The sequence below is a fragment of the Stieleria sp. JC731 genome (assembly GCF_020966635.1).
Classification (GTDB): Bacteria; Planctomycetota; Planctomycetia; order Pirellulales; family Pirellulaceae; genus Stieleria.
The window spans coordinates 497,288-513,535 of sequence record NZ_JAJKFQ010000001.1 but is presented as its reverse complement, the minus strand read 5'-3'; the positions used below and the strand labels follow the sequence as shown (position 1 = coordinate 513,535).

The 16,248-nt window shown below is 54.3% G+C and carries 10 protein-coding genes; 6 read left to right on the top strand and 4 right to left on the bottom strand.

Translation table 11 applies throughout. The features are described from left to right. Window positions 1-579 precede the first annotated feature (579 nt). The 5 genes from LOC67_RS01725 to LOC67_RS01705 all read left to right on the top strand — a co-directional run bounded on the left by LOC67_RS01725 (window position 580) and on the right by LOC67_RS01705 (window position 8,955). Window positions 580-2,715, top strand: coding sequence for a dockerin type I domain-containing protein (locus tag LOC67_RS01725; RefSeq protein ID WP_230260741.1), 2,136 nt, complete (start codon window positions 580-582; stop codon window positions 2,713-2,715). Window positions 2,716-3,119: 404 nt separating this feature from the next. Next, window positions 3,120-3,695 (top strand): hypothetical protein, encoded by a 576-nt coding sequence (locus tag LOC67_RS01720; protein WP_230260739.1) that lies wholly within the window; start codon window positions 3,120-3,122, stop codon window positions 3,693-3,695. 149 nt (window positions 3,696-3,844) lie between these two features. Continuing rightward, window positions 3,845-4,771, top strand: coding sequence for an EamA family transporter (locus LOC67_RS01715; RefSeq protein WP_230260736.1), 927 nt, complete (start codon window positions 3,845-3,847; stop codon window positions 4,769-4,771). A gap of 507 nt (window positions 4,772-5,278) precedes the next feature. Further along, window positions 5,279-6,934: a hypothetical protein gene (locus LOC67_RS01710; protein WP_230260734.1), complete on the top strand. Its 1,656-nt coding sequence runs from the start codon at window positions 5,279-5,281 to the stop codon at window positions 6,932-6,934. 59 nt (window positions 6,935-6,993) lie between these two features. Beyond that, window positions 6,994-8,955: a MutS-related protein gene (locus LOC67_RS01705; protein ID WP_230260732.1), complete on the top strand. Its 1,962-nt coding sequence runs from the start codon at window positions 6,994-6,996 to the stop codon at window positions 8,953-8,955. Between the two features lie 368 nt (window positions 8,956-9,323). Here the strand turns inward: LOC67_RS01705 and LOC67_RS01700 are convergent, their stop codons facing one another. Further along, a complete protein-coding gene (locus tag LOC67_RS01700) occupies window positions 9,324-10,751 on the bottom strand; it encodes a TonB-dependent receptor (protein ID WP_230260730.1) in 1,428 nt (475 codons plus the stop codon). 153 nt (window positions 10,752-10,904) lie between these two features. Next, on the bottom strand, window positions 10,905-12,674 hold the full coding sequence (gene lnt / locus LOC67_RS01695; RefSeq protein WP_230260728.1) for an apolipoprotein N-acyltransferase: 1,770 nt from the start codon (window positions 12,672-12,674) through the stop codon (window positions 10,905-10,907). A 238-nt stretch (window positions 12,675-12,912) separates the two neighbouring features. Between lnt and LOC67_RS01690 the strand changes: the two genes are divergently transcribed. Next, complete coding sequence (locus LOC67_RS01690; RefSeq protein WP_230260726.1) at window positions 12,913-13,842, top strand: DUF2092 domain-containing protein; 930 nt, start codon at window positions 12,913-12,915, stop codon at window positions 13,840-13,842. A 542-nt stretch (window positions 13,843-14,384) separates the two neighbouring features. On the opposite strand, the gene LOC67_RS01685 is transcribed toward LOC67_RS01690, so the two are convergent. Both LOC67_RS01685 and LOC67_RS01680 read right to left on the bottom strand, forming a co-directional pair. After that, complete coding sequence (locus tag LOC67_RS01685; protein WP_230260725.1) at window positions 14,385-16,019, bottom strand: protein adenylyltransferase SelO; 1,635 nt, start codon at window positions 16,017-16,019, stop codon at window positions 14,385-14,387. A gap of 61 nt (window positions 16,020-16,080) precedes the next feature. Beyond that, entirely contained in the window at window positions 16,081-16,248 is a 168-nt protein-coding gene (locus tag LOC67_RS01680; protein WP_230260724.1) for a hypothetical protein, read from the bottom strand.

Sequence of the window (16,248 nt, the reverse complement as noted above, 5' to 3'; positions counted from 1 at the left end):
TCCGATAACCAGCCCCTCAAAACAAACTCGCCCCCCCCCCCTCGAACGGGCAGTAAGCGACGAGGATAGGCTGACAGAACGACTCTCCAGGGGCCCAATTCCGCTTTTTGACGTCGAAAGCACTCTTTTTGGGGGAAGGCTCAAATCATAATTCACACGAATTATCGATTTGACTGCAACAAAAACCCCTCCACCGCATCAAACAGATGCAACAAACCGAGGTGGTGGATATCAGATCCATTGCTTCCCCCCCCGCCAAATTTGATCGGCCCTGTTCTGTCCAGCGTTACTGATCGTTCCAACATCACTGCGATGTCCATAACAACGAGCGGCCCAGTAACGTCGATTGGCCCAGTCGACCTGCCCACCATCCTCCGCGAGAGCGAATCTCCACAATCGCCATCGAGTTCAACCTTCCCAAAATGGAATGCTCGATCGACGACTTTGAAACCTGACAAAGATCACAAACCAAGTCATCACCATCCTCGCTGCATCGACGCGATGTTTCCGTTTCGAACCTCACTGCCGAAGCTTCTAAAACGACGCCGCATTCGGTCCGGCCGATCGAAGCGCCCGTCGTTGCAATTGCAGAATCTTGAAACGCGTCGATTGATGGTTGCCGAAGTATCCGTGGCGGTCTCTTCGCCAGAGTCGATCGCGGAATCACCTTTCCAAAATTTGGTCTACACCTTCACCCGTGACGAGACCAATGACTTTCTTGTCGTTCCATTCGAGATATCCGGTTCAGCGACTTTTGACGTTGACTATGAAGTCGACGAATTGGACCGCGATACGATTCGATTTCCACGTGACACTTCGACCGAAACGATTGTCGGTGCCGCCACGTTCTACCCTGGTGAATCCACGGTTCGACTGAAAGTCACCCCGATCAGCGATTTCCTTGAAGAACGCGATGAGCAAATCGTCATCTCGATTTTGGAATCGAGCGAATTTGGCGTGACCAATGGCTCCGCTGCTTTGATCGCCGAAGACGAACCGACCACGTACTACTTGATTGACGAAGTCAACCGATTGGGAATAGTCGACATCGACACGGGGATCATTGATGTGCTCGGAACCGTCGATGTGCCACAGGTCTTGAACGATATCGCGATCCTCGAAGACGGAACTTTGGTCGGCATCACCAACGACTATCTGTACGACATTCAATATGAATCGATCGACAACGGAGAGGTGCCTTATTCATTTATGGGTTACCACGGCATTCCAAATGCGAACGCTTTGATTGATGCCCGTGATGATGATTTCGATAGCGAGATCGGCGACCTGTTGGCGGTCGGATTTGGACAGCTTGATTTACATCGCATCGATCTCGATCTGGTCGATGATGCGTGGACGTTCCAAACTTCGATGAAGGTCTTTGACATCGACAAAACAATGGCTTCAAACGGCTTTCGCAGTGATTACGTCTCCAGCGGTGACCTCGATTACAACCGAGGCGGCGACCTCATCCTTTCGGCACACGGAACGCTTGACGAATTCGACTCATTGATAGAAATCGAGACACCTGCCGATCGCGGCTTGATTCGCAAACCTGCGACTCCCGCGGAAGATCCCGGCGAACCGTTTCTTGATATCTTTGGACTCGCCTTCGATGACGATGCGGCCTACGCATTTGCAGGCCACACGGTGCTTTCGGTGAACCGATTCAGCTTGAACAGCACTCGTGAATTCGAAATGACCGGCCGGCCGTTTAATCAAGACGGCGCACAAACCGCGACAGGGACGATCATTGGCGATCCGGTAGATCCGCCCTTTGTCGGACTTAACGTCGGACTGACTGACCCACCAAGCCTTCCTCACGGGCTGATGCCGACCAACTGGATGGTCCAACGGTCAGACATCCGCTTGATCCGTATCTGGTTAGGTGCGTCCGTTGCAAACGTCAGCCCTACAGATATGACACTTTCCAACCTGGGACTTTCGGGTGTCGATATCCCAACGGAAATTGCGATTAGCGAAGATCAAATTGTCTTAGGTGCCAATGGCAAAGATCTGTTCATCCACTTTGATCACGATGAACTTCCTGACGGACGCTACTCGCTGACACTTTCGAGCCAAATCACTTCAGGACCAGACTTCACTTATCTGGGCGAAACCTTCAATCGGTTTCTAAGCATTGACGGTGACTTTGATGGAAACCGTGTTGTCGATATTCGAGACTTTGCGACGATCGCGTACTGGTATGGGCAATCGACGGCAGTCGCGCCGGCCTATGTCGACTTGGACAATTCTGGATTCATTGACCAAGGCGACTACTCGTACTTCGCCGCAAACTTTGGCAAGCATGTCTCGTTGCCGGGCGCTGCGAACCCAACCCTCGCCGCCTTTCTTAGTGCCGCCGAACTTAGTCGAGCTGAAAACTCCGCATCGAATATCTTCGATGTCAACGGAAACGGAGTCGCTTCGCCGATCGATGCGTTGAACGTTATTAACCGTCTCGCATCAGGCTTCCCCGATAATCTTGATTGGCGTTTCGATGTCAATCGAGATGGTCAAATCTCGCCAAGAGACGCCCTTCGCATCCTTAACCATTTGGCCGCGTCAGCATCTTCAGCATCGGGCGAATCCGAGCTACCGACGACGCCAAGCGGATCGTTTCAGGCCGCCATCAGTTCTTTGGCGACCGATGACGACCAGTCGCTGCGGCAGACACTGGCTGATGAAGCCATTGGCGTCCTCTTTGGTGGCTGACGTAATTGCGGCGTGGGCTGCTCCGTCTCGTGATGAGCGCCCGTGCGAAACGCAGGTGAATCAAGCCAGCGGCGAGCTACAGGGTTTCTGTGCCCGAAACATACGTTTCCCCACTCGACGATTTTTGAAGCCGAATGCTAGATAGCTAGCAATTCAAATCGCAAAAGGGTGCTGTCTGCTTTCCCTCGCAGTTTCAGACGGAGGGTCAAAGAACTTTTAATCTTTCGTCTCTTGGGGGTTCGCCGGGGTTTCCCGGGGCTTTTCCCCCAGGGATAATGTGCACGTCGTTGGCGGGTGTGGGCCATCGATGAACATTACGACTGAAGCTAGTGCATTTTCGCCTAAGCTTCGATTGAACCAACCTTCCCAAAATCGTCCTCCCAACTCTGATGGAGACTCCACGCATGTCCCGAATTCTTGCTTCAGTTTGCGCACTTGCTCTGCTTGCCGTTTCGGCCGTTTCGTCTGTACACGCCGGCGAAGAAGGCGACGCTTGCCTGCAGTCGGGTGACGGCATCGGCGCGTTCTACGTCGTCAAAGTCGCTGGTGCCGAAGACGACGGTGTTGAGCAAGGTCAAAAGCTTTGCTACCGCTGCCGCTATGGCTCTCGTCCCATGGTGATGGTTTTCGCACGTGAGACCGAAGGTGAAGTTGGCAAGCTTGTCAAAGAACTTGACGCTGCTGTCGCCGCCAACGAAGATTCGCAGCTACGCGGACTGGTCACCATGTTGGGCAAAGACGAATCGTCACTGAAGGATTCCGCCAGCAAGTTTGCCTCGAAGACCGGTGCCAAGCACGTCCCATTCGTTGTCGCGACCGATCACGAAGCGGGCCCAAGTTCGTACAAAATCGCTGAAGACGCAGCTGTCACCGTTGTCGTCGCATCGGACAGCAAAGTTGTCGCCTCGCATTCGTACAAGTCGACTGACAAGGTTGACGTGACCGCGATCATGGGCGAAGTCAAAAAGGCGTTGAACTAATTTCAACCGGTCGCCATCGGCGACCAATCGAACGCATCAGTTACAGCCGCCGCGTGAACCCCCGTTCGCGCGGCGGCTGTTTTTATTCAACATCATGACAAACGCATTGCCGCCGTTTCTCGTTTGTCCCCTGCTCCATTTGGTCAGCCGTGTTTTCCTGGATCGTCCTCAGCATCATCTCGGCTTGCCTGCTGGGCTTTTACGACAGCGCGAAGAAACTTGCCGTCAACAAAAACGCTGTCCCAATCGTTCTACTTTGCAGTGTCTCGATCGGGGCGCTGCTGTACCTGCCACTGTTGGTTTGTTCGTTTGCGTCGCCAGATTTGATCCCGGCGGACTGGATCCGAATCAAGCCTCTCTCGTGGTCAAGCCACGGGTTGATCATGCTCAAAAGCTTGCTGGTGGGTGCTTCCTGGACACTTGCTTTCACGGCGCTTAAACATCTGCCATTGTCGATCGGTGCACCGATTCGTGCGACGAGCCCGTTCTGGACGATTCTGATCGCGATCACGCTGCTTGGTGAACGACCTCAAACGCAGCAGTGGATCGGCATGGTGATTGTCTTGATCGGGTTCTGGTGCTTCACATTGGTTGGACGACGTGAAGGCATCCGATTCACCCGTGACCGATCGGTGTTGCTGATGGTACTGGCGACCCTGCTAGGGTCTTTCAGCAGCATCTATGACAAATGGCTTTTGCAGCGACTTGAGCCGATCACGCTACAAGCTTGGTTCACGGTGTACTTGGTCCCGGTCATGGTGCCGTTGGCATTGTGGTGGCTTCGTGCAAGGCGACGCGGCGAACTGAGAGGACCGGATGGTGGCAAGGCAGTTTTTCAGTGGCGCCGCAGCATCGCGTTGGTCAGTCCGCTGTTGATCGCGGCAGACGCGTTCTACTTCATCGCGCTTTCGAATCCGGACGCCATGGTTTCGGTGGTGAGTGTTCTCCGCCGCTGTAGCGTCATCGTGGCGCTTGCTTTTGGAGCTTCTGCGCTCAGCGAAGCCAATTTTCGAGCCAAAGCAACTTGTGTCGGGGTGATTCTTGTCGGCGTGATGGTGCTCACCTGGAAGTCCTAGTGCTTCGTTCCAAACGAAAATACGGGTTCGGGTCACCAGCCGACGGGCGTTTGCCCCGGTTATTGCACTGAAACTGTGGCTAACGTCATACGGCTAATCCTAAAATCGAGTTAGAACGAAGCACTCGTTGGCACGATTGAGGGCAAAATCCGTCCGATTCGCCGCCCTGAGGTAAATTCATCGCCAAAAAAAGGCCTGTCAAAGCGAAGTTCAACCAAGACTTCTTCGAGGCGGCGGCGTAGACGGTTAAAATAATCCGTCAATGTGAACACAGTTTGCGGTGTTCAGATGACGAAAAATTAATGCGATAATCAAGCTGCGGTCGAGCCGATCACCCATCGGCTCGGTTACGGCGTGGTTTTCGTCCGTCGATCCAGGTTTTCACCCAGATCGATGGCACGTATGCTAATGCGCGATTGCTGATGGCTTTCGCGCCAACTGAATTCAACGCGATCCTTCTATCTGGTTTGACCGAGGCGGGCGGTAGGACACCGCTAACGGCGTTACATGAGCGAGTTTCTGCTTTTTTACGAACGGCCAAACCCAACCACGTGGGTCTACCTGTCGTCATTTTTGACGTTCGGGTTGTACTTCGTGTTCCATCGGTTTTGGAGCGTTCGAAACCTGGACATCGTTCTGCTGTTGCTGCTGGCTCCCGGTTTGTTGATGGTCCAGGAAGGCCGTCGACGCCATCTTCGCGAAATGGAATCGGGCGAAATCGCGATCCAGGATGCTTACGACGTCCGGCGTCAGTTTTCCGATCATGCTTCCACGCTCGTTTCGATGTACTCGTCGCCTCAGTCAAGCGGCTTGGGGACTCCGCCGGAAGCGACTGCGTTGATTTCCCAAGACAGCGCTAGCGACAATGTCGGAGGATCGCCCGAGGACACCGAAGCGTCCGCCCCCACGGCATCGCTAGCTCCTGATGCTGCGCCACCAAGAATCCAAGACGAAACCCGGCTGCCGCTTCGTACCGAGCCAGGCGCACTGGACGAACGGCTGGAGTCGACCACGCTTCACCCGGAACAAATCGAAACCGATGCCGAGCAGTCTGCCAAACGCTTGCAACGTGCTGGTTTCATCTGGCTGTTTCTTGTCGAGCTGCTGATCCTGATTCGATTGATGATCGATCCGGTCATGAACCGGCGTCCTATGCTGGACCCAAACTTGACGGTCGGCGGTTCTTACTTTATCAGCATCTCACTGTTCATCTTTATGATGGTTAACGTGGCGACCAGCACACCACGGGCACGTGTTTGGCAAGGTCCGGAATTGGGCCCCGGCTACGTGTTGATGCATCAGTTGCCCACAATCACAACGCGCCCAGTCAGTTCGGCCCTTGGAGGCGAACGTGCACCGACGGCGGACGAACTGGACCTTAGCAAGCGTTCTTCGACGATCCTCGCCAAGGTTCTCGCGATCTCCGCACACTTGGCGATCATCGTCGGGTTGATCCTGGTCGGCAATCGACATTTCGGGAACCTGCGTAGCGGGGTGGGCTGCGCGCTGCTTTATTTGATCGTTCCCTACACCGCGCAATACACCGGCCGCGTCGACCATGCGTTGCCCGCCGCACTGCTGCTTTGGGCAATCCTGTCGTACCGTCGGCCGATGATCGCCGGAATGTTCTTAGGCCTTGCTGCCGGCTTGGTTTATTACCCGCTGTTCCTGTTGCCACTTTGGTACAGCTTCTACTGGCGCAAAGGGGTTCGATCGTTCTCGATCGGCGTGATCGTCACGCTTGCGATGCTGGTCATGATCCTTTCGATCAGCGGGACAGATTCACTAATCGATCACCTCCGACGGATGTTCGGACTGTTCGCCCCAACGAAAGAGCCCCGCGGAATTTGGGGGCTGGGCTGGGACCCGCGATGGCGTTTACCGGTGATCGTCGCTTTTGGAATTCTTAGTTCTCTATTTGCCGCTTGGCCTTCCTCTAAAAACCTTGGCACGCTGATCGGCTGTTCGGCGGCGGTGATGGTTGCCGTCCAGTTTTGGCATGGATACGGCGGAGGCCTCTTTATCGCTTGGTTCTTACCCTTGCTGTTGCTGACAATCTTTCGCCCCAATCTAGAGGATCGGGTCGCGGTCAAAGTTGTCAAAGGCAGAGGGCTGAACCGAGGCTCACTATCGTTGCCTTCCAGTCGTTTAGAACTGGACTGAGTATCGGCAGACTGGGCACCACCAGACTGGGCACCGCCATAGGAAATCATTCAAGACGCATGGAATCGACAGAGACAGCTGCTGGTAAAGCGGCACCTACCCAATCGGCTCGCCAATTCTACGAACAAAAACTTGCGGATGCCGAAGCGCACCTCGTAGCCCTCCGGCAAAAGGACTCCAAGTTCTCCACCGCGCGAGTGCTGCTGTTCACCGTATCGCTAGCGATGATCCTGCTGGGATCCTTTTCCGATGTCGGAATGGTCGTGATGTGGATCGGCTGGGGACTGTTCGCACTATTCTTTGTCGTCGCCGTTTTGAACGAACCTGTTCGAGACGGCATCGCGGCCAAAGAACGCGACTGTGAAGTCCTGCGCCGATTGATCGCGCGACTGGATCGCAACTGGGACGAGTTGAACTGGAAAGCGACGCGAAAGCGGTTGCAAACGGTGGAGCTCGAAGAGCACCAAAAGGACGTCGCCGACGACTTGGATCTGCTCGGCAAAACATCGCTGTTTCAACTGGTTTCGATGGCGGGAACCACCGTGGGTGTCCGAACGCTTGCCAGTTGGTTGACCAGCACCGCAAACGCTTCGACCGCAAAACTACGAAGCCAGGCGATCAAACGCCTGACACCCAAACGCGAGGAACGATTGAGGTTCTACTCGCTGGCAACTGATGTCGGTCAAGGGACCGGTGATCCAGATGAATTCATTCGCTGGTCGCAAAGTGATGCCTGGCTCGGAAAACATCGCTGGATGGTCCCATGGTCCAATAGTTCCAGCGTCGCTTCGGTGGTGCTAATCGTGGCACTCGCGTCATTTCAACTGGGTGTAGTCGACGCCTACACGGCCAAGATGTTACTTGCCGCACTGGTCGCGATCGTTGTGATCAATGTCTTGATTTCGACGGTCATGCTCGGCCCGGTCCACCAGATTTTTTCCATCGCGATGTCCAGTCGACAAAGCGTTGACGAATATCGCGAGCTGTTCGCCGCAGCCAACTGGTTGGTAGATGACTCCAGCGCCGACGCACGCTTAGAACACCTGCACCACGTGCTGCTAGATGCCCCCGAAAACTCTGCCAAGCAAGGCATGCGTGACCTGGGCTGGATCGCATGGCTCGGTTCACTTCGAACATCCGCAGGGACGTTTTTGCTTTACCTGCCGCTTCAGATTTTTGGACTGTGGGACGTGCGGGTGTTCGCAAAGCTTGAATCATGGCAAAAGAAGTACCGTGAGAATGTCCCCGAATGGTTCAACGCCTTTGGTGAAGTCGAAGCCTTGATGTCGCTTGCCGCAGTGTGCGACGAAAACCCCGATTGGGTATTTCCCAAATGGAACGACGGTGAATCGTTAAGCAACGAAGACCAGTGCTTTCGCTCCGTCGGACTCGGACACCCGCTGCTGCCCAATGACGCACGTGTTTGCAACGACGTCACGATCGGCCCACCGGGAAAGGTACTTTTGGTTACCGGCAGCAATATGTCGGGAAAAAGCACGATGCTGCGAAGTGCGGGGCTAAACATCGCTCTCGCCGGCACGGGGTGTTCCGTCTGTGCCAAAGAACTTTCGTTGCCATCGATCGAACTTTCCACAAGCATTCGAGTCCGTGACAACTTGGCCGAAGGCGTTTCCTTTTACATGGCCGAGCTTAAACGGCTTAAAGGCGTCGTCGATCGAGCCAGGCATCTGGCCGACGACAAAGGCATCGTTTCGATGTTCCTGTTAGACGAAATCTTACAGGGCACCAATTCACGCGAACGTCAGATTGCCGTGACACAAGTTTTGCGACACCTGATCGAATGCCAAGCGATTGGTGCGATCAGCACACACGACCTTGAACTCGCTGACGAACCTGAACTGATCGCGGTTTCAGAGATTGTCCACTTCCGTGAAACGATTACGCCAGATGCCCAGGGCAACGAACAGATGACGTTCGATTACCAAATGCATTCCGGCGTTAGCCCAACGACCAACGCCTTGCGTTTGCTGGAAATCGTCGGGCTTGGCAAAGCAGAATGAGAGCGTCACGAACTGGCGATTTGGTCCAGCTGGATTAGCCGATTGGGCGTTAGCCCCGGTTGTCCATGCAAGAACCGCCGCTAACGCGGTGCGGCTCATAGGACTCCAGCTCGATGCTCCAATTAGCCGATTGGCGTTAGCCACGGTTGTCCGCGCAAAAACCGCCGCTAACGCGGTGCGGCTGATTGGGCTCCAACTTGATGTCCGGATTAGCCGATGGGCGTTAGCCACGGTTGTCCATGCAAGAACCGCCGCTAACGCGGTGCGGCTCATAGGGCTCCAAGCTCGATGCTCCAATTAGCCGATTGGGCATTAGCCACGGTTGTCCGAGCAAGAACAGCCGCTAACGCGGTGCGGCTGATAGGGCTCTACGCAGGCTGATAATCAAAGTAATACTTGGACTTGATCACCTCAGCAACGGCTGGTGGCACCATCGATTGCCAGCTGTCATCACCATCTTTGATCCTTTTCAGAACGTCTCTTGAAAAGACACCAAGCGAATTCGGATCGAAGTTATCCAATGCGACGATATCACCACGGCCTCGTAGGTAATCATAGAGATGCTGGATCTCTGGTTTAATTTCCAGGTTATCGCTGGTTTCCAGTTCTCCGGTTTCCTGGTTTTGCAGCGGATAGCAGAACACCTTCAGGTCGTTCTTAAACAGCCTTCCGAACGACTCCAACACGCCGCCTTGCAGCCCGGTGTAATACTGCTCGTCGAACAGGTCTTTCATGCTCGCCGCCCCCATGACGATCGCGATTGACTCCTTAGTCCGATCGTTCAGATAGGCGGCCAATCGGAAATACTGGAAGTAATCGGAGATCAGCACCGGCATACCACACGCGGCAATCACGTCCGCCCGGGCCAGAAAATCGCGAAGGTCAATCTGACCTTCCGCTTTCAGATTGTTCATCGTGATCTCCATCACCTGAGCAATCTCTTTGCCTTTGACGTTGGGCTGTTCAGAAAACTTTTCATGTGCACAACGCAGCATGTCCAAGTTGACGTTGCAAACGGGACGAAAGCTGCCACGTTCGACCAAGATGGCTTTGCGATAAAAGAACTCCGAAGGCTGTAGCACTTCGCCGTTGGCGGCAAACATGGCAGCGCCGCTAAGTCCCAATTCGACCAGTTTCAAGCTCATCAAGCGGTTGTCGACATGACGAAACGCGATCCCTGAAAACTCGATCATGTCGATTTCGATTCGTGATGTCGTCAAGCCATCCAACAACGAATCGACCAACAGTTCTGGCTCGTGATTTAACATCGTCGCGCCATAAACCAAGTTGACGCCGACGATACCCAAAGCTTCTTGCTGCAATGCCGCGTCGTCGTCAAGCATCCTGACGTGGATGATGATTTGACTATCATCATCACGCGGATGAGCTTGAAACTTGATGCCCATCCAACCATGGCATTGGTTCGTTCCCGAATAGTTCCTCGCAGAGACTGTATCCGCGAACGCAAAGAATGCGGTCGTGTCACCGCGAGTCTCACGCAGGCGATCGATGTTTAGCTTGTGCTCGTAGTCCAGCATCGATTCCAAACGCTCTCGACAGACATACCGAGAGGCTCGGCCATAGATCGCGTCGCTAACTTTCATGTCGTACGCCGACATGCTTTTTGCAATCGTTCCCGACGCGCCACCGACACGAAAGAACCAACGCACAACCTCTTGGCCGGCTCCGATCTCCGCAAACGTCCCATAGCGTCGGTTGTCTAAGTTGACCTCCAGAGCCTTTTGGCGAGTGCTTTGTTTCTCGGTCGTTTGCTGATGCTGAAGTCTCGATTGCATGACAAATACTGGATAAAGGAATCGTCGGTGCCGGTGAATTGTGAATCTACACGATTGACATCGGATGATGCCCTGCAGGCGATGTGCGGAAGACAAGCTGCCATTAGAAAGCGATTGCGGTGACCACCAAACACTTCTTAATGGAGTGCCCAATCAGTTGGCGTGATGCTGCCGACGCCATGGAAAGACTATCGCGACGGTCAACAGGGCGAGGAACCTTGCTGGCCAGTCTCCCAGACGGACGATCAAGCTCACTCGCTTATCGATCGCTGGCTCTGCTAGCACATGACCATTGGTGCCCTGCGGAAGCTGGCGAACAACGTGTCCGAAGCTGTCGATCCAGACGGTCGGTCCGTTATTGGCTGCTGACAGGATGGGACGCCGACAAGCAACAGCCAACAGCTGGGCACAGCGTTTATGGTGCTCGATCACACTAGAGTCATCGAACCAACCATCGTTGGTGACCGTGACGATTGCGTCGGGAAGCTTCTTTTGTTGCTGCCGTAGCCGGCGAAAATGGTTGATCGAAACCCGCTCCACAGCGGTCTCAATACAAATGTTTGCGTCCAGTCCAAAGTCGCCAACTTGAAAAACCCGTGGCCCATCTCCCGAATCGATACCCATTCCCGGTGGGACAAAGTCTCGAACCCAAGGAATTGATTTGATCAGGGGGATGTACTCGCCAAACATGACCAGGTGCATCTTTCCATACCACTGATCGACATCCGCATCGGGAGTCAGGTGCACCAATCCGCTATAGCCCTTAGTAGTTTCGCCATAGTCAATCACAGCGCAGCCGCCGATCAGATGGGGCGGTTCATGCCGATCACCGTTGTCCTGCGCAAGCAGCTGCAGCATGTTCGCGGCACGAAACTGAAAGCGATTCCGCTGCTCTTCGAGCCATGCCTGAACTTCGAATAAAGTCACACCGTTTCGTCGCGCGTCTTCGGCACTGCCGTCGCCATCAAGCCATGGCATCGATCCGGTCATCATTGATTCCGGCCAAACGAGGGCGTCAACTTTCGGTTCGTTCTGCTTGATCGCCTTGGTGGACTCTTCCAGATAGGCGTGAAAGATCTCTAACTCACGTTCCTTCGTTTGCACATATTCGATCGGCTCATTGCGACCGATCAGTGCGATCGTCACCGAACTCGCCTGCGTTTGATACCCGAGACGATACGCCCCATAAAGAAAACTCGACACAAGCAAGACAATCGCAAAGACACCGCCGATCGCCGCCTGAGAAAAGGAACTTGGCTGTGCAAGTTTTTGCTGTGCTGAGTTTTGCTGTTTGGATTTGTCGCCGGAGCGATTCAGATACTCACACCATAAAAAGATCGCGACGTTCACTGTGACGATCACAAACGATACGGCATAGGTACCAGCGATGTCCGCGATTTGGATCAAGTGTGGAACGTCGGCAAGACTGTGACCGAGCATCAATACCGAGATGCCGGTCATGAAATAGTTCCGTATGCACTCCAGCCCGACCCAAACCGTCGGAACCAATAAGAACAGCGGAAGACGAGCCGGATCCATTTTCGCGATCGATGGTTGCGATTTCCGCTGACTCAATCGATTGACAATGAAAACAAACAAGACGGTGTAGCACGCCAAGTATCCCGCCAAAGCGATCCAACATGGGTAGATCAACGGATTCGCATGGCGCAGGCCTTGAAGCGAAACCGCCCAATAGACCGTCGCGGCAAGAAAGAGGCCGCCGAAGTGTCGACGGGTCAATTGCCCAGGTTTGCCCAACATCAATAATGGAACGACCGCGATAAAAATACACGGCCAAAGATTCAGCGGCGGCTGTGCAAGCCAGCGCAAGACGACCGCGGCCCAAATCAACAGCCAACGATTCCGACCGATTGGCGACGATTTCGGGGTGGACGTATCAACGTCGTTTTCATTGGTTTCCATCCCAGAATCGTAAGAAATTGGGTCGCCAACCGCCATGCCGGTCACGGGCGTGAGAACTTTGTTTACCGTATCATCATCCGGGGCTAGGCATCGCCTGACGCCAGGCAAAAAATGAAGGCTACCGATCGATTGATGCTACCTTTCGGTTGCCATATCGCTTTGGATGCCCAACGGTGGAACCGACCGTCCGAACCGCGCCAAATACCCTTCCCGACTCTCTGCCATTGCGAGCCAGTTTGTGATTTCTAATCTCGACTATCGAATCCGCTTCGCCTTTCGAATTGTGCTTTTCGTACCCGCGACTCTGTTTGCCTTTGCCGCACCGGTTTGCACTGCACAGGAAAAGGAATCACCCAAGACGGCGGCTGCCGACAGCGAGTCATCCGGTGATGGCGAAAAATCTGCCCCAGCAGATCCTGATGATCAACCCCAAGAAGAACCGAATATCGATGCTGAAACGGTCAAGGCAATCGAGCCATTGTTCTCGCGAATCCGCGATGCCAAGTCGACTCGGGTCTCGATCGATGTCGCAGAGGAAACGATCATCGGTGGCGCGATCATCAGCTCGAAAACGTCCAGCTACCAAATCGCTTCGACCGCACCGCAACAGTTCACCGTCTACTTCAAAAGTGACCAGCAGCGAACACGGATTTACAACAGCGACACGAAGGCAACGATTGCGATCACCCCATCCGCTTTCTGTCATCTGCCCGAGCCCTTGGCCATGCAAAGCGGCGTCTTTGAGCTGCCCTTCCCGATGGGACCTTACCCCGAACCGGTTTTGGCACTGTCGCTGGCAGGTGTCGATCCACAACTATCTTTGCTTAGCGGTGTGAAGTCAGTCGAAGTGGTTGACCGTGATCCGTTTCGTGGTGATACCCCGGCAATTCACTTTTTCGGAATCCAAGACGACGACGTCAAATGGCAGTTGTGGGTCAGCCAAGCACCGAAGCCAATGCCACTGCGTTTACTTGTTGACCTGACAGACATGTTGCGTGCAAACGGTTCAGTCGAACTGCCCGAGGACTATCAATTCGTTTTACGATTCGACTTCAAGTCATGGTCAACCGACCTCGACAATTCGGAAAAGCTTTACAGCTACACGCCGATCAAGGACGCCAAAGAATTTGCATCGCTCCAAGAATACTTCGATGCAGCAAAGCCGTAACCGATCGGCAACTCTATCAGCCGCTGGCGCGCGAGCGTGCGGTTAGGTGCCTGCGGACTGAGTCGCTGGTAACCGCAGGCTGGCGCCGGCGGCTAATCTAGTTGTGCTTTCCCCGGTCCTTCTTAATCGGCAGACCTATCAGCCGCTGGCGCGCCAGCGTGCGGTTAGGTGCCTGCGGGACTGGGTCGCTGGTAACCGCAGGCTGGCGCCAGCGGCTAATCTAGCTGTGCTTTCCCCGGTCCTTCTCAATCGGCGACCCTATCAGCCGCAACGCGCCAGCGTGCGGTTAGGTGCCGGCGGACTGGACGCTGGTAACCTCGGGCTGGCGCCAGCGCCCCCGCTTCCTGGCCTGGGCTGCTTAGGCAGGAAGAATTCGAAACACGGAGACACCGAGTTCATAGAGTCGCGTTGGTGACTAACTTCACCAGGCAATTTGTGATCTGGCCCGCGTCTTATGAGTTCGCATCGCTCAACGATTTGCTGTTGGCTATGACTTAGTTAATAAGCTCATGAGACAGCGGCGAGAGTTTTGACCACAGACTTTAAGAACTGCACGACAACATCGAACAGCCCGCACGATGCCTTGCCCACTCGGGACGCTTTTTGGCAAAGTCCTCGCGACCGGGCTGCACTTCATAAGGGCGACGCATCACGTCTAGTAGATCAGTGATGCCGTCGTGATCACCTTGCTCACTGCGATCGATCGCTAGCTGAGCCAGATAGTTTCGCATCACATAAAGCGGGTTGACAGCGTTCATCCGCTGGCGACGCTGATGATCGGTTATTGCGGCATCCGCGATGCGTTGGCGATAACACTGCAGCCACTGCATCGTCTTTGAAATCGCGTCATCACTGATCTTCTCGGGTTCGTAATAGGCTTCACCCATCACACGCATCCAATCTGACCACTGCGTTTCGGTGGATTCTTCGTCACCAGTCGCCGCTTGACATGGCAGATCCGCCAACAACCGATAGAACAGCGTCATATCGGTTTCCGCAAGCACGAGGACTTCCAGCAAGTCGCCGAAAAGCTGTTGGTCATCTTCACCGCGGAAACGATCCAGTCCCAGCTTCGCTGACATCATCGAATGCCAACCGTCCTCGAACGTATCCACGTATAGCTTGAGCCCCGCCTGCATGGTTTCGACATCACCCTCGACCAAAGGCAGCAAAGCCCCGGCAAACTGAGCCAAATTCCATTGCGCGACCTGAGGCTGATGACCGTAGCGATAACGCCTGCCTTGGGCATCGGTGGTGTTGGGAGTCCAATTCGGATCGTAGTCTTCTAGCCATCCATACGGACCATAGTCGATCGTCAGCCCGAGCACCGAAAGGTTATCCGTATTCATGACGCCGTGAACAAAGCCCACACGCATCCAGTGCACCATTAACTCAGCGGTACGCTGGCAGACCTCGGCAAAGAATTCAGGATAGACATCTTTCGAAGGTTCACCCAAATGCTGAAAGTCATGCCGAATGGTGTAGTCCGTTAACATGCGAAGCGTCGATTCATCACCACGACTGGCGAAGATCTGAAAATTCCCCAACCGCACAAACGACGGTGCCACACGACAAACGATCGCCCCGGGTTCTTGCTTGGGATTGCCGTCGTAAAACATGTCTCGGGTGACCGTCTCACCGGTCAGCGTCAAACTGAGTGCTCGCGTTGTCGGAACGCCCAGATGATACATCGCTTCGCTGCACAGAAACTCGCGGACACTGCTTCGTAAAACGGCTAAACCGTCAGCGAATCGTGAATAGGGAGTCGGCCCAGATCCCTTTAACTGCAAGGTTTGATGCCGACCATGGACGTCGACAACTTCACCCAAATTGATCGCTCGTCCGTCCCCGAGTTGGCCTGCCCAATTGCCGAATTGATGGCCGCCGTAACACATCGCGAACGGGTCCATGCCTGGCAACAATTCCCCCCCGCCAAATACTTGGGCAAATTGGCTGGACTGAACGATGTCCGCCCCCAAGCCAAGTTGCTGCAACATTTCGCGTGAGTAGGCAACAAGCTGCGGACGCGAGAACTGCAATGGGTTCACACGTGAATAACAAGCTTCATAAACCTGTCGGGTCGAGTTCTCCGTTGCCGGATCGCCGGGCAGATGGCGAGTAAACCGATTGTCGAAGTTCAAAGCGTCCCAAGCGTCATTCCAATCATTTATCTTCATAAAAGCATTTTAACACTTGGTCGATCGCTGCTTTACCCTCCCGCCAGCGGGAACCTCTATTTTAGATCGTGTTCTTAGCGGTGCCAAAACTTGGACTGATCAGTACAGAGTTCCCTCTGGCGTAGATTGCTAGCGAACCGGTACCTTGCTGACTTGCCTCCCCAAAACGTCGAAGCGAAAACTTTTGACGATTTGTCCCAAGGCATCGTTCCGTTTGACGAACACGCAT

Coding starts and splice junctions, on each gene's coding strand:
- LOC67_RS01720 (WP_230260739.1), top strand. CDS start 3,120: ATGTCCCGAATTCTTGCTTCAGTTTGCGCACTTGCTCTGCTTGCCGTT.
- LOC67_RS01710 (WP_230260734.1), top strand. CDS start 5,279: ATGAGCGAGTTTCTGCTTTTTTACGAACGGCCAAACCCAACCACGTGG.
- LOC67_RS01705 (WP_230260732.1), top strand. CDS start 6,994: ATGGAATCGACAGAGACAGCTGCTGGTAAAGCGGCACCTACCCAATCG.
- LOC67_RS01700 (WP_230260730.1), bottom strand. CDS start 10,751: ATGCAATCGAGACTTCAGCATCAGCAAACGACCGAGAAACAAAGCACT.
- lnt (WP_230260728.1), bottom strand. CDS start 12,674: ATGGAAACCAATGAAAACGACGTTGATACGTCCACCCCGAAATCGTCG.
- LOC67_RS01685 (WP_230260725.1), bottom strand. CDS start 16,019: ATGAAGATAAATGATTGGAATGACGCTTGGGACGCTTTGAACTTCGAC.
- LOC67_RS01680 (WP_230260724.1), bottom strand. CDS start 16,248: ATGCGTGTTCGTCAAACGGAACGATGCCTTGGGACAAATCGTCAAAAG.